Origin of the sequence: Paenibacillus violae, assembly GCF_032461945.1 — a bacterium.
Lineage (GTDB): Bacteria > Bacillota > Bacilli > Paenibacillales > NBRC-103111 > Paenibacillus_E > Paenibacillus_E violae.
Genome location: NZ_JAWCUD010000001.1, coordinates 600109 through 612965, shown reverse-complemented (window position 1 = coordinate 612965; position 12857 = coordinate 600109). Strand labels below are relative to the sequence as shown.

Sequence of the window (12857 nt, the reverse complement as noted above, 5' to 3'; positions counted from 1 at the left end):
GATTTCTTACTTCCGTTACTTCCTGTTTTCACCGTTTCGTCAGAAAATATACATGAATCCATGAAAAAGCGTTGATTTTCTTAGTAAAAATGAACATCGAAAGCAGACGAATAAATTCATAGTAATATACTACGACATCAATTTCAAGTATCGTTTTCCATTTTATGTGGGTATTTTTGCTATAAAACGACAAAAAACACTCTCGCGAGTGTTTTTTTGTCTACTTTCTTACAAAATTATGGCAATTAAACCGCCAGATCCCTCGTTGATAATACGTCCAAGTGTTTCTTGCAACTTGTAGCGCGCATTATCCGGCATTTGAGCAAGTTTCCCTTGAATGCCTTCACGCACAATCGAATGCAAGGATCTTCCGAAAATATCGGATTCCCAAATTTTGAGCGGATTATCTTCAAAATCCTGCATCAAATAGCGGACAAGCTCTTCACTTTGCTTCTCGGTTCCAATAATCGGAGAGAATTCAGACTCGACATCCACCCGAATCATATGAATCGACGGAGCGGTTGCCCGTAAACGGACACCGAATCTAGAGCCTTGACGGATCAATTCCGGCTCATCCAGCGCCATTTCTGCGAGTGTTGGAGGTGCGATGCCGTAACCGGTTGTTTTGACCATTTCCAGCGCCTCTGCGAATTGATCATACTCTCGTTTGGCGTGTGTGAAGTCCTGCATCAATTGCAGAAGGTGATCTTTTCCGCGAATTTCAACGCCGACCACTTCCACCAAGATCCGATCATAGAGTTCATCTGGCGCAAAGAGATCAATCTCGGCCACGCCCTGACCCATATTGAGTCCGGCAAGTGCCGCTTTGTCAATAAACTCGTATTCAGCAAACTGGCTGACGACACGATCCACGTCGCGCAAGCGTCTAATATCTTGAACCGTATCACGTACGGAATTTTCGAATTGAGTACGCAGCCAATGATTCTCGTCTAGAACCATGACCCAGCTTGGCAAATTCACATTCACTTCATGAACAGGGAACTCGTAGAGCACTTCACGCAGGACAGAAACCATTTCCTCTTCGCCTGCACTAGCAACGCTCATTGTCACAACTGGCACATCATAGCGGCTTTGCAGCTCGCTGCGCAGCTCAAGCGCCGGTTCGCTGTTTGGCTTCTGAGAGTTGATAATGACGATGAAAGGTTTGCCCACTTCCTTCAGCTCATTAATCACTCTTTCTTCGGCCAGCACGTAGGATGACCGTGGGATATCCGAAATCGTGCCATCGGTTGTCACCACAACACCTAGTGTTGAATGCTCCTGAATTACTTTGCGAGTTCCGATTTCAGCCGCTTCCTGGAATGGAATTGGTTCATCGAACCATGGCGTATTAATCATGCGTGGACCGTTTTCGTCTTCATAGCCTTTGGCGCCATCAACCGCATAACCTACACAATCAACAAGGCGCACATTCACATTCAGCCCTTCGGCCACAGAAATTTGGACCGCCGTATTCGGCACGAACTTTGGCTCCGTTGTCATAATCGTGCGGCCAGCAGCGCTCTGCGGGAGTTCATCGGTAGCCCGGATCCTATCCGCTTCGCTTTGAATGTTCGGAAGCACTACAGATTCCACAAAACGCTTAATAAAGGTTGATTTGCCTGTACGGACTGCTCCAACAACCCCCAGGTAAATGTCCCCTCCCGTTCGTTCTGCAATGTCCTTAAAGATATCCACTTTCTCCAAGAGAATCCCTCCTACAGTTTGGTCGTCAACTGACTTTGAGACGTTAACAATTGACTACTCGTACATTCATTTGGACTAGTAAGAAATATATGTACTTTCGATAGAAATATGATAGATGTTACATATCTTTTTTTACCGCTCATATTTTATGAAGCACATATAGGGCTTTCCTCACCACATTGAAAGAATATATGATTGCCTCGACGGCGATATTCTGAAAAATGAAAAAAACCTCTTACAGAATGCTGTAAGAGGAATCAATACTTATGGCGTCACTTGGGGAAGTGGCTGATTATTCTGCCAATGATATGGAAAACTGCGAATCGGCACGAAGTAAGATTTGTTCACGAGAATCTCTCGTAAATCTTGATCCGGTTTCAGGGAACTGGCTAAACCCTGATCTTGAATGAACTTCATCATATCCATCGCATAATCGATTGCAACCTCGCCCGTTTGCTTATTCACCAAATAGGTTACGAGGTTCTGGCGGTTGTAAACCGACTTGATTTCAGGGGCTTTCATCCCCAAATTATTGAAATCTACATACTCGAACGCTTCATTGATAGCAATTCCAGCAGGCAATTTCCCATCATGACTTGCTTTATAATCATTTATTTTCTTCTGGACATCTTCCACGCTTTGATAAGCCGATAGATCCATCAACTTCACTGTCGGTTTCGTTTCCGCATCGACGAGCACGTAGATGAAAATACCACCGCTTTCAAAAGCGTTCGCCGGTACGGTGCTTAAATAGTTTGACTTTTTCAACTTTGCAAAATCAATGACATATTTCTCATAGAGCGGTGTAGTCATATCGCTATTTTTTATAGGCAGAACACCGGTTTTCTCATGGAAAAGATCAACGGCTTGCTGAACAACGGTAATAAACTCCGCAGGGTTAATTTGATTCTCCTTGCGCAGTTCTTTCGGATAAGCACAACCGCTTAACAGCAGAACCATACTAAGAATCATGCCTATCCATCTGCCATATCCAACACCTCGAGCTATTTTCACGCATCCATCATCCTATCTCTGTTCTCTAAAATAAATCATCATCTTCGGCTTGTCTGGCAAGCTGAGCACGAATTGCAGCCTTTAGAGGGTCCTCTGGGATCGTCACCTGCACAGGGCCAACCACACGAGCTTGGCAGGCTAGGCGGTAACCTTCCTCCGCTTGTGAGCCAAGTTTCAGCCGTTCATTCACATTCATCGGGGCAAGCCCCTTGCTGCTAGCGTCATTCACCTGCACTTTGCACATCAGACAAGCAGCTTTGCCTCCACAGCGTGTGCGTATATGAACCTTAGCCTTCCGTCCGGCATCCAGTAAAGTCGTGCCTGTCCGAACACTGATCTTCTTATCATCTGGCCAGAAATGCACTTCAAATCCACTCATCAGGTCCACCTACTTATCTGTCAACTTCCTAAATCTCAGCGCGAATCTATTAATTCCTCAAGCTTGTGTTCAAACGCTAGTCCCCAACTATTTCTTTGCAGTAACGCATTTAATGCCGGCATGTGCAGCTCTGAAGCAGCCATCATCGTTTTATAGATAGCTTCGTAACGATCAGGCCGATTTCGCAATAGATTAAAGAGAAGCTCATGAGCTAACGGCATTACCTTCACTTCATGGCTGCCGATCACTGCTGTATGGCTATGGTCCTCCCATAGGAATGCAGCCTCCACTTGATAGGAGGAATCAAATGCTTGAACTTTGAAATCCCCTACCACTTCAACCGTATCTCCATGAATTTGATAATGGCTGAGGATCGAGGCATATATGTTTGTTTGATTATACACAGGTGTATCAACTGAATAATCTTGAAGAGAAGAATGAATGGCGGATACATCGTTCTTATCCACATAAATATCCAGATCTCTTGGACTTCTTCCAATATCTACGTTTTGCATAAGCAGTCCGCAGCTGCCACCGATGAGCCATCGTACGCTAGGCGCTTGCAATAATTGTGTATGGATGGTCGTAATCGTTGGTACTAACGGTTCCAGCAGGACCAAGATGCCCACACCTTTCAGGCAGATATTTTAAAAATATGGCTTATGTGTAACGGAAATGACGCCTGTTTGTTTAATCATGCATTGGCAGGCAAGTCGATAGCCCTGCTCGATTTCTTCCGGCTCCAGGCGATTCTCTTCCGCATCGGAAGGTTGTGAAAGCAGTTCACGTCCAGCAGCTACGTAACAGCGGCATCTGGCACATGTGCCTCGGGTACACGAGAACCCCCATTCCACGTCGTTTTTGAGCGCATGATCCAAGATACTTAACCCAATTTCCGGCTCCATCGTTTTTTGCGCTTTGCGCGTTTTTAATTCCAGCATGTATGTATCGCCTCCAAGTTAGAACAATGATAGCAGCATATAGAGTAAAATGGGAATGAATAAAATAAAGGCAACCGTCGATAGAACGACACGAACCCACCCTTGGGTACGCGTTCTTGCGTACGAAATCAGTAATGATGCGACAACCATGAGTCCAATGGCTACAAAAGACGCCCACATTTTGTCCAAACTTGACATATAATTTTACCCCTTATGTATAATCTTTAAAATTATCAACAGTAAGTATAGCATAGGATGAGAAAAAAAGCATAAAGGGCAGCAAGCTCCCCTTCATGCTTTTTATTTTTTGCCCATCATCATGTTCATAAGCTGCTGCATGTTGTTGCTATCGAGCTTAGAGCTTTTCACTGCCTGAATGATGTCATTGATCGTCTCTTCAGATACTTTCACATTAACAAGACCAGAGACTTGCTTGATCAACTGACGCAGTTGAGTCTCACTCTGAAGAGTTGAAGGTTTCACACCACTCGCAATTCTCTCGATATCTTTAGGTGAAACGGATTTCCCCGTTTTCTTCTTCACCACATTCAATACGTCTTTAGACATATCTTTGTTTGCCAAATGTGCCGCCTCCCTATACCTGATAAGAACTAAATACTTATACGGTATAGTATGAGTGCGGGAAGAATGTGGTGTAGGCTACTTCAATACATTTGTAATGGCATCCGTAGCCACTTCTTCGATCTCATGCGTTCTGACACGACCCATAAGATCCTGAGCGGCTAACTGCGGAGACTTCCCATCGAAAAGCACCTTGTACAACTCATCTGTAATAGGCATTGTCACATCATATCTGCGGGACAATTCATAAGCAGCTTTCGTTGTTTTCACGCCTTCCACGACCATTCCCATCTCTTGCAGGACTGCATCTAGAGGCATGCCTTTAGCTAATTTATTTCCAGCGCGCCAATTCCGGCTGTGTTGACTCGTACAAGTCACAATCAAATCTCCGATTCCAGCTAATCCGGCAAAAGTCAAAGGGTTAGCCCCCATCGTTGTACCTAAGCGAGCGATTTCGGCCAATCCTCTGGTCATCAGCGCAGCTTTGGCATTATCACCAAAGCCCAAGCCATCTGTCAGCCCTGCACCCAGGGCGATGATGTTTTTGAGCGCTCCGCCGACTTCAACGCCTGCAACATCGGGATTCGTATAGACACGGAAATACGAGTTAATCAATAAATCCTGCGCGGCTTCAGCCGCTTCCAGATCTTGTGCCGCGACAACCACGGTGGTCGGGCACTTCCGTATGACTTCTTCTGCGTGACTAGGGCCGGAAAGCACCACAAGCCGATTCGGATTGATTTCAGGCAGTTCATCTGCCAATACCTCGGTCATCCGCTTGAGGGATCCCGTTTCAAATCCTTTGGTTGCATGAATCAGCAAAGCATCCTTTTTCAAAAAGGGACGCACGTTAGATGCAACTTCACGCATGCCGGACGAAGGAACGACCATAATAATCGCATCTGCTCCTTCTACCGCCTCCTGCAGCGAATTCGTCGCTACGATTAGCGGTGATAACTCCACATCTTGGAGAAAACGGCTATTCCGGTGTTGTTCGTTGATCTCATGCACTTGCTCCTCATTACGAGACCATAACAGCACTTGATGCCCATTATCCGCCAGTACCGTGGCAAGAGCCGTTCCCCAGCTGCCTGCTACAAGAACCGATACTTTGTTTGACATGGTTACCCCTCCTAAACGTTATGCATTGGAATAATTGGGTGATGTATGCAAAGACTATGCTCTTTTCTGGCCCAGTTTATTCTCTTTGCCCTGAACGAGCTTCACAATATTGGTACGATGGCGCATAAAGGCAAACGCGCACAGCAGAATACTAATCCACAGAACCGGTAGTGGTCGATCCATTCCCCAAATAAGAAAAGGTAAAAGTGCAGTTAGAATCAGGGAACCTAACGAGACGAAACGGGTTATAGCAATAATGACGATAGCCGTTAAACCTGCAATTAACGTAGGAATGAAGCAAAGCGTGGCCATGACGCCGATTGTCGTGGCAATCCCTTTGCCGCCGCGGAACCCGTAATACACCGGCCAGTTATGCCCAATGATGGCAGCAAGTCCGCACAATACGCGAACCCACATATCGTCCGGTCCGGGAGCTGCCCAGATGCCAAGGCAAACGGCAGCAACCCCCTTCAACCCGTCCAAGATTAATACCATGATTGCCGGACCCTTGCCCAATACGCGAAGTGTGTTGGTTGCGCCAGCATTACCGCTTCCATGCTTGCGGATATCGATGCCTTTAAACCATTTTCCAAATAAATAACTAAAGCTGATAGCCCCTAATAAATAACCTGCTACGATTGTTATTATGGAAATTAAAAGCAAGCTGCAACATCTCCTTATTCTTTGTCCGAAGTCTTTCTACGGCTTAAGATACGTATCGGCGTCCCTTCGAAACCAAAGGCTGCACGAATTTTGTTATCCAAATACCGTTCATATGAAAAGTGCATGAGCTCAGGCTCATTCACGAAGAGCACAAAGACAGGAGGCTTAACGGCAACTTGAGTAACATAGTTAATCCGCAGGCGCTTGCCTTTATCCGTTGGAGGCGGATTATAGGCTACGGCATCGGAAACGACATCATTCAACAAATGCGTTTGAACACGCAGAGCATGATTTTCCGCCACTTGAACAACAACCGGCAACAGCTTATGTAAGCGTTGTGTTGTTTTGGCCGATACAAAGACAATTGGAGCATAACTCAAGAACAAGAAATGATCGCGAATAGTTTGTGTAAAATGCTGCATGGTTTTATCGTCTTTTTCAACGATATCCCATTTATTTACGACAATGATAATCGCTTTTCCTGCTTCATGCGCATATCCAGCGATGTGCTTGTCCTGATCAATGATGCCTTCTTGGCCATCAATAACAACGAGCACAACATCTGCGCGTTCGATCGCTTTCATTGCGCGCATGACGCTATATTTCTCCGTGTTCTCGTAAACCTTGCCTCTTTTGCGCATACCAGCGGTATCAATAATAACAAACTTCTGGTTATCCCGTTCAAATGGCGTATCGATGGCATCGCGTGTCGTGCCGGCAACATCACTGACAATAACGCGTTCTTCACCGAGAATGGCATTCGTCATGGACGACTTACCAACGTTCGGACGACCAATCAGTGCAAATTTAATAACTTCGTCCCCATACTCGTCATCCTTTTTATCAGGGAAAAGACCGCAGACAACTTCGAGCAGGTCACCGATCCCGATCCCGTGAGAACCTGAGATCCCTATCGGATCGCCAAATCCCAAAGCATAGAATTCGTAGATATCATCTTGGCGCGCGAGGTTATCCACTTTGTTCACGGCAAGGACAACCGGTTTCTTGGAACGGAACAGCAGTTGAGCTACTTCTTCATCCGATGGGGTTACCCCCGCTTTCGCATCTACCATGAACACAATAACATCCGCTTCTTCAATCGCAAGCTCAGCCTGCACACGAACAGATTTGAGGATCGCATCCTCGCCATCAATTTCAATACCGCCTGTATCAATCACGCTGAATGACGTATTCAGCCATTCACCCACACCATAGAGTCGATCACGTGTTACACCCGGTTTATCTTCCACAATCGCAAGACGATCGCCTACGATCCGATTGAAAATGGTGGATTTTCCGACATTCGGTCGGCCGACAATTGCAAGTACTGGTCTAGCCAATTCTCATTCACTCCTCCTGATTCCATGATCAGCCATGGAAAAATACGCAACTTACATCATAACAAAAAAGACACGGATTGGCTAATCTCTTTTGAGACTTGTCGCCAAATTGATCCTAACAAACCAACCTTTCAGGTATGTTTGACCAAAATCATCGTGCCATTTTTCAAATCATGCGCGTTCGCATCCAATATTTTTTCCAGCGAGAAAGAAACTTTCTGCAGGTCATCCTCCTGCTCTACCACAAAGATTGGCGCACCTCCGCCAACCCGATCCTTCGTTAATGTCACAACAGCAAGAATTTGCGACATGGCGAATCACGCCCCCTTATTTTTGTTTACGCCGGCCTCTGACGGCATACGTACGGCGCTCTCCAGCACGGGAACCCGATGCAAAGCAACAAATGTTTTGTCAACATCCTGCTCTTGCGGCAGCAGCAGCACTCCGAGAATGCCCGAATTCATATCCAGCTTGGCCATAGGCCGCAAAGAGGGCTCCCCCTCATCTCGATAAACGCCAAATAGCGTAGAAATATCGTGCAATATCGCCTGTCTTTGACCCAGATTCGCCAGGGTTACGCGAGAATTACGATTTTTAGGTTTGATCAGAAAACCTACCCCATGCTCTTGAATCTTACTTCGGCTATCCTGCAGCCCCACATTCATGATATAAACGGATCCGACAAACAAATCAGGTCCATCCATCCGAATCGGAACGGCTTCAATATCCGCAATATCCCCAAGCTTTTTACCCGATTTAAAAAAGTGCGCAATCCAGATCGACAAAATACCGGCAAGAACTCCCCAGTACCAGGCAAACAAAATGCTGAAGAGAGACGCCAGAAACGCTGAGAAAATGACCAAATAATTTCTTCCCTCGAAAACCATGGCAATACCCTCAATATAGGCAGCCCCTCTGGGAACTAGCTCCAATTCATCAACTTTCGTTAAGCTTTGTCTCTCCATATTTCGAACATCACGGAACTGCTGCGCAGCTAAGGAAAGAAACGTAACCGCTGTGTAGTTTTTGTCTAGCAAAGCAGGCACTGCGACAGCTCCTAAACCTGCCGCAATGACACCGAGGGAAATATGTATGATTTTACCATGCGGATATGTCGGGTATTGTCTGTAATCTGTTCTAAGCATATTGAGCCTGGCTAAAATTCCAAAAATAACACCTACCACAATGCCTATCGTATACCGGTGTGAATAAAACCAGTCCATTACTTTCTCCAGCCTCCTCTTCGCTCTATCCAGCTTCTTACCATACTTCGACAGCCCGTGTAGACCGCTTGCAGAATAATCGTCATTGTTCGCGCGGCAAAGACAGATAGCCACCATTGGTCTTGAAATGTCGAATGGCCGACATGATGGTAGCCCTCTATGGGATGAATACTCGCCTGATACATATCACCAAGCAAATAGCCCATCGAGAGAGCGGCAATTTGCTCCAGAGGATTGCGCTGTAACACAACCGCTATTAAAGCGAGCAATAAGGCAATATCCCAGTCTGAATTTCGCACAATGAGGATTGGATCCATCTCCAGCAGCTGCTGCAGCAAGAAATGAAGCGAACCCAGCAGAAGCCCGATAGAAAGCAAATGAAGCTTATGTATGAAGCCTTGAATCACGAAAAGAATAGCTATGCTAATGGCAAAAACCAAGATATAGACGAGTTGGATATGCACCTGCTTAATCGTCACGGATAGGCACGAACTTGCAATCCACAGGGCAAAAAAAAGAAGCATGCCCTTATGCGATATACTTCTGACGTACAACTCCTTCCATCCGCTGGCAAACAAAATCAACGTGATGCAAAGGAGAATGAGAGACAAATAACCGGAGTTCATAATCTGACCACCCTACAAGGCATAGGCGAACCGATGATAGCTATCACCGCTTGCCCGCGGATCTACGGCTTCCACTCTTCTTGTGTAGAGGGAAGCACATCTTGATCCTTAGTATGGCAATCTTTCGATTATTTACTCCGATTGGTTTTATCTGCGTATGAAGTTAAATCAATCCCACGGGTGCGGCACCATTCCGCCGTTTCTCCCATAATGACGACAGGGCAATGCCCCAAATCCTTAATTGTAGGGGCGCCTAGCGCCGTCATAATTAAGATAAGTCCCTGATGAAGCTCGTCTGCAAAGCGATGCAGACTTTGGGTGCCTTGCTCGCGCAACACCTTCAGAAATGCGCCCGCCATGCCGACGGCTGAGGCGCCAAGAGCTAACGCTTTGGCCGCTTCCAAAGCGTTGGTAATTCCCCCAGAGGCAATGACTGCGCCTCTTGGATAAACAGACAGCGCCTCCAATAGCGAGATGCTTGTCGGGGTACCCCAGTCGTTCAGCCACTCTATCGCTGCTGGACGTCTGGCATTCTCGATGGCGGCGAAATTCGTGCCGCCTGAACCGCCAACATCCAAGACGCGGACACCAATGTCTTGTAATTGCTTGGCGTTATCCTTCAAGATGCCGAAGCCGACTTCCTTGACAATGACCGGCACCTGAACGTGCCGAACAATGGCCTCAATTCGCTTCAGCATGCCTACAAAGCTGCGATCTCCTTCGGGCATGATGAGTTCTTGCATGACGTTCAAATGAATTTGCAGCGCATTGGCTTCAATCATGTCAATGGCTCTGACTGCTTGGTCAACGGTGGCCTCGCTGCCCAAATTCGCAAACACGATACCCTTCGGGTTTTCGCGCCGCACGACTTGGTAGCTGGACGCTACTTCGCTGTTTTTTAGCGCTGACATCTGGGAGCCGACGGCCATCGCCATGCCTTTTTCCCTCGCCATAATCGCTAGCTCGCGGTTGATGCTCTCTGTCTCCTGAGCTCCTCCGGTCATCGCATTAATTAAAATCGGCGAACTCATAATGAGATCGCCGATTTCAGTCGTTAGTGCAATGTGATCCGTTGAAGTCTCAGGTAAACAGTTATGCACAAGCTTGATATCCGACAGCCCTTGCTGTCTGGATTGACCAAGCTCCAGCGCGTAATGGACATGCTCCATTTTGCGTGAGATGCGCATTCCTTTGGTCCCCCTAAAATCCAAGTATCACTTATTTTTTAAATTTAGCCAGTTTGTCGCCGAAACGCTCGCCAAGTGTCATGGATAGACCTTGGTTGCTTAGAGACACGTTCTCGTTACCAGCGATTTCTTTTTGGTGGCTAGCGCTGTTACCGCGGTCACGGTCGCCTCTTGGTTGTCTTTCTCTTTCCGGTTTCGCAGCGGACGGAGCAGCTGCGCCAGCAGGAGCTTCAGGAGCTTCTTCTGTTTCTTTGATGCTTAGGCTAACGCGTTTCTCGGAAGCATTGATTTCCAAGATTTTCACTTGAACTTCTTGGCCTTCTTTCAATACTTCATGAGGTGTTCCGATGTGGCGGTGTGCGATTTGCGAAATATGCACAAGACCTTCAACACCAGGAGCTACTTCAACGAATGCGCCAAACGCAGCAAGACGTTTCACTGTACCTGTTACGATATCGCCAGCTTTGAAATCATTCTCCACATTGGACCAAGGGCCTGCTTGTGTAGCTTTGATGCTAAGGCTGATTTTGTCGTTGGACGGGTCAAGTTTAAGGATTTGCACTTTCACTTTGTCGCCTTCTTTGACAACGTCAGAAGCTTGATCTACATGGTGCCAAGCAAGCTCGGAAATGTGTACCAAACCGTCAATGCCACCGATATCGATAAATGCACCGAATTGCGTCAAGCGTTGAACAGTTCCATCTAGAACTTGTCCTACTTGCAATCCTTCGATGATTTTCTTTTTGTTTGCTTCGAATTCTTCATCCAATACATCTTTTTGGGAAAGGATGACTTTGTTTTTCTCGCGATCGATTTCTTTCACACGAAGACGTAATGTGCGGCCTTTGTAGGAGGAGAAATCTTCAACGAATTGACGCTCAACCATGGAAGCAGGTACGAAACCGCGTACGCCGATATCCACAACCAAACCGCCTTTTACCACTTCAGCAACGGAAGCTTCGATAATTTCTTTGCTTTCCAGTTGGCCTTGCAGTGTTTCCCAAGCTTTTTCACTGTCTACAACACGTTTGGAAAGAACCAATGTTTCTTTCGCATCGTTGATGGAAACAACTTTCAACTCAACTTCTTGTCCAAGTTGTACCGCTTGACCAGCATCTTCCAAGCTTACGGAAGATAGTTCGCGAACCGGAATAACACCATCGTATTTGTAACCGATATCCACGAAGGCTTGATCTGCGTCTACCTTAACGATTTTGCCTTTCACGGTAGCGCCTTTCTTCAGCACAGCAACATTATTCATGGCATGCTCCGCTTCTGCTTGCGATACGGCTGTTTCTTGAGCTTCTTGCGTTTGATCTTGAACTTTTACTTCATCTGACATGAGATTAGCCTCCTCTAATTACAACCAACAAAAAATAATTTATAAGTCACAAAGCAGTATGTAAGCTTCTACTCTGTTTCAAACAAAACAATCATCATTCGCTTTTGAAGATAGTATAATTCCAAGCTTTCATTTCCATACATGGGGCCTATGCCTTGCTATATGTACTGTGTAAGCGGCGAATTTCTTTCATAATGGCTTCCGTCGCGAGCTCCAAATCTTCTGAGCTAGCTCCTGCGTAAGCAGTTAAATCAAGCGGTTTGCCATACACAATGGTCATGCGGCGGAATAAAGAATAAGTACCGACAATGGCCACAGGAACGACAGCAGCACCGGATTTCAATGCCAGAGAAGCAGCGCCCTTCTTGCCCATTCCCCCAGCGTTATTACGCGAGCCTTCCGGGAAAACGCCTAACATATTGCCGTCACGGAGCAATTGCACCGCGAGACGGATCGAATCTCTGCTTACACCACCGCGTTTAACTGGAAATGCGCCAACTTTTGAGATGACCGCGCCCAGAACAGGAATGTCGAAGAGTTCGGCTTTCGCCATAAAATGTACCATACGTTTGAGCGGTGTTCCTAATAATGGAGGATCCAATAAACTTGTATGATTGCCGCAAAGCACTACTGCACCATGTTTAGGGACATTTTCCATACCGATGGCACGTAACCGAAAAAACAAGGTAAAAAAGCAGCGAAACAAGGCCCTTCCGATGCGATATAGCATC

The 12857-nt window shown here is 46.4% G+C and carries 16 protein-coding genes; all 16 read right to left on the bottom strand.

All coding sequences use genetic code 11. The features are described 5' to 3' along the window. Window positions 1-228: 228 nt before the first annotated feature. Complete coding sequence (spoIVA, locus tag RQP52_RS02580; RefSeq protein WP_090821662.1) at window positions 229-1707, bottom strand: stage IV sporulation protein A; 1479 nt, start codon at window positions 1705-1707, stop codon at window positions 229-231. A gap of 264 nt (window positions 1708-1971) precedes the next feature. After that, window positions 1972-2721, bottom strand: coding sequence for a DUF3939 domain-containing protein (locus RQP52_RS02575; RefSeq protein ID WP_315949255.1), 750 nt, complete (start codon window positions 2719-2721; stop codon window positions 1972-1974). 25 nt (window positions 2722-2746) lie between these two features. After that, complete coding sequence (locus tag RQP52_RS02570) at window positions 2747-3100, bottom strand: 2Fe-2S iron-sulfur cluster-binding protein (RefSeq protein ID WP_315949254.1); 354 nt, start codon at window positions 3098-3100, stop codon at window positions 2747-2749. 35 nt (window positions 3101-3135) lie between these two features. Continuing rightward, complete coding sequence (locus RQP52_RS02565) at window positions 3136-3729, bottom strand: nucleotidyltransferase domain-containing protein (RefSeq protein ID WP_315949253.1); 594 nt, start codon at window positions 3727-3729, stop codon at window positions 3136-3138. 18 nt (window positions 3730-3747) lie between these two features. Further along, window positions 3748-4041: a 2Fe-2S iron-sulfur cluster-binding protein gene (locus tag RQP52_RS02560; protein ID WP_315949252.1), complete on the bottom strand. Its 294-nt coding sequence runs from the start codon at window positions 4039-4041 to the stop codon at window positions 3748-3750. Window positions 4042-4059: 18 nt separating this feature from the next. Further along, on the bottom strand, window positions 4060-4239 hold the full coding sequence (locus RQP52_RS02555) for a DUF2768 family protein (RefSeq protein WP_127451234.1): 180 nt from the start codon (window positions 4237-4239) through the stop codon (window positions 4060-4062). A 102-nt stretch (window positions 4240-4341) separates the two neighbouring features. Further along, window positions 4342-4608 (bottom strand): stage VI sporulation protein F, encoded by a 267-nt coding sequence (locus tag RQP52_RS02550; RefSeq protein WP_127451790.1) that lies wholly within the window; start codon window positions 4606-4608, stop codon window positions 4342-4344. A 93-nt stretch (window positions 4609-4701) separates the two neighbouring features. Beyond that, on the bottom strand, window positions 4702-5745 hold the full coding sequence (locus RQP52_RS02545; protein WP_315949251.1) for an NAD(P)H-dependent glycerol-3-phosphate dehydrogenase: 1044 nt from the start codon (window positions 5743-5745) through the stop codon (window positions 4702-4704). Window positions 5746-5799: 54 nt separating this feature from the next. Then, window positions 5800-6408 carry a glycerol-3-phosphate 1-O-acyltransferase PlsY gene (gene plsY, locus RQP52_RS02540; protein ID WP_315949250.1) on the bottom strand — a complete coding sequence of 203 codons (609 nt, stop codon included), beginning with the start codon at window positions 6406-6408 and terminating at the stop codon, window positions 5800-5802. A gap of 14 nt (window positions 6409-6422) precedes the next feature. Beyond that, window positions 6423-7748: a ribosome biogenesis GTPase Der gene (der, locus tag RQP52_RS02535; RefSeq protein WP_315949249.1), complete on the bottom strand. Its 1326-nt coding sequence runs from the start codon at window positions 7746-7748 to the stop codon at window positions 6423-6425. Between the two features lie 131 nt (window positions 7749-7879). Beyond that, a complete protein-coding gene (locus tag RQP52_RS02530; protein WP_127451228.1) occupies window positions 7880-8059 on the bottom strand; it encodes a capping complex subunit for YIEGIA in 180 nt (59 codons plus the stop codon). A 6-nt stretch (window positions 8060-8065) separates the two neighbouring features. Next, the gene (locus RQP52_RS02525; protein ID WP_315949248.1) at window positions 8066-8971 is read right to left on the bottom strand and encodes a YIEGIA family protein; all 906 of its coding nucleotides are present in this window, start codon (window positions 8969-8971) and stop codon (window positions 8066-8068) included. After that, window positions 8971-9597 carry a YphA family membrane protein gene (locus RQP52_RS02520; protein WP_315949247.1) on the bottom strand — a complete coding sequence of 209 codons (627 nt, stop codon included), beginning with the start codon at window positions 9595-9597 and terminating at the stop codon, window positions 8971-8973. The genes RQP52_RS02525 and RQP52_RS02520 overlap by 1 nt, the downstream gene beginning before the upstream one ends. A 128-nt stretch (window positions 9598-9725) precedes the next feature. Beyond that, window positions 9726-10784: a type 2 isopentenyl-diphosphate Delta-isomerase gene (fni, locus tag RQP52_RS02515; RefSeq protein WP_315949246.1), complete on the bottom strand. Its 1059-nt coding sequence runs from the start codon at window positions 10782-10784 to the stop codon at window positions 9726-9728. A 31-nt stretch (window positions 10785-10815) separates the two neighbouring features. Then, window positions 10816-12126, bottom strand: a complete 1311-nt coding sequence (gene rpsA, locus RQP52_RS02510; RefSeq protein WP_127451220.1) for a 30S ribosomal protein S1 — start codon at window positions 12124-12126, stop codon at window positions 10816-10818. A 148-nt stretch (window positions 12127-12274) separates the two neighbouring features. Continuing rightward, complete coding sequence (locus RQP52_RS02505; protein WP_315949244.1) at window positions 12275-12856, bottom strand: lysophospholipid acyltransferase family protein; 582 nt, start codon at window positions 12854-12856, stop codon at window positions 12275-12277. Window position 12857: the final 1 nt, after the last annotated feature.

Excerpts from the sequence above, each read along its gene's own strand:
- RQP52_RS02570 (WP_315949254.1), bottom strand. The coding sequence starts at position 3,100 with ATGAGTGGATTTGAAGTGCATTTCTGGCCAGATGATAAGAAGATCAGT.
- RQP52_RS02560 (WP_315949252.1), bottom strand. The coding sequence starts at position 4,041 with ATGCTGGAATTAAAAACGCGCAAAGCGCAAAAAACGATGGAGCCGGAA.
- RQP52_RS02555 (WP_127451234.1), bottom strand. The coding sequence starts at position 4,239 with ATGTCAAGTTTGGACAAAATGTGGGCGTCTTTTGTAGCCATTGGACTC.
- RQP52_RS02550 (WP_127451790.1), bottom strand. The coding sequence starts at position 4,608 with ATGTCTAAAGACGTATTGAATGTGGTGAAGAAGAAAACGGGGAAATCC.
- RQP52_RS02545 (WP_315949251.1), bottom strand. The coding sequence starts at position 5,745 with ATGTCAAACAAAGTATCGGTTCTTGTAGCAGGCAGCTGGGGAACGGCT.
- RQP52_RS02530 (WP_127451228.1), bottom strand. The coding sequence starts at position 8,059 with ATGTCGCAAATTCTTGCTGTTGTGACATTAACGAAGGATCGGGTTGGC.
- RQP52_RS02525 (WP_315949248.1), bottom strand. The coding sequence starts at position 8,971 with ATGGACTGGTTTTATTCACACCGGTATACGATAGGCATTGTGGTAGGT.
- RQP52_RS02520 (WP_315949247.1), bottom strand. The coding sequence starts at position 9,597 with ATGAACTCCGGTTATTTGTCTCTCATTCTCCTTTGCATCACGTTGATT.
- fni (WP_315949246.1), bottom strand. The coding sequence starts at position 10,784 with ATGCGCATCTCACGCAAAATGGAGCATGTCCATTACGCGCTGGAGCTT.
- rpsA (WP_127451220.1), bottom strand. The coding sequence starts at position 12,126 with ATGTCAGATGAAGTAAAAGTTCAAGATCAAACGCAAGAAGCTCAAGAA.
- RQP52_RS02505 (WP_315949244.1), bottom strand. The coding sequence starts at position 12,856 with ATGCTATATCGCATCGGAAGGGCCTTGTTTCGCTGCTTTTTTACCTTG.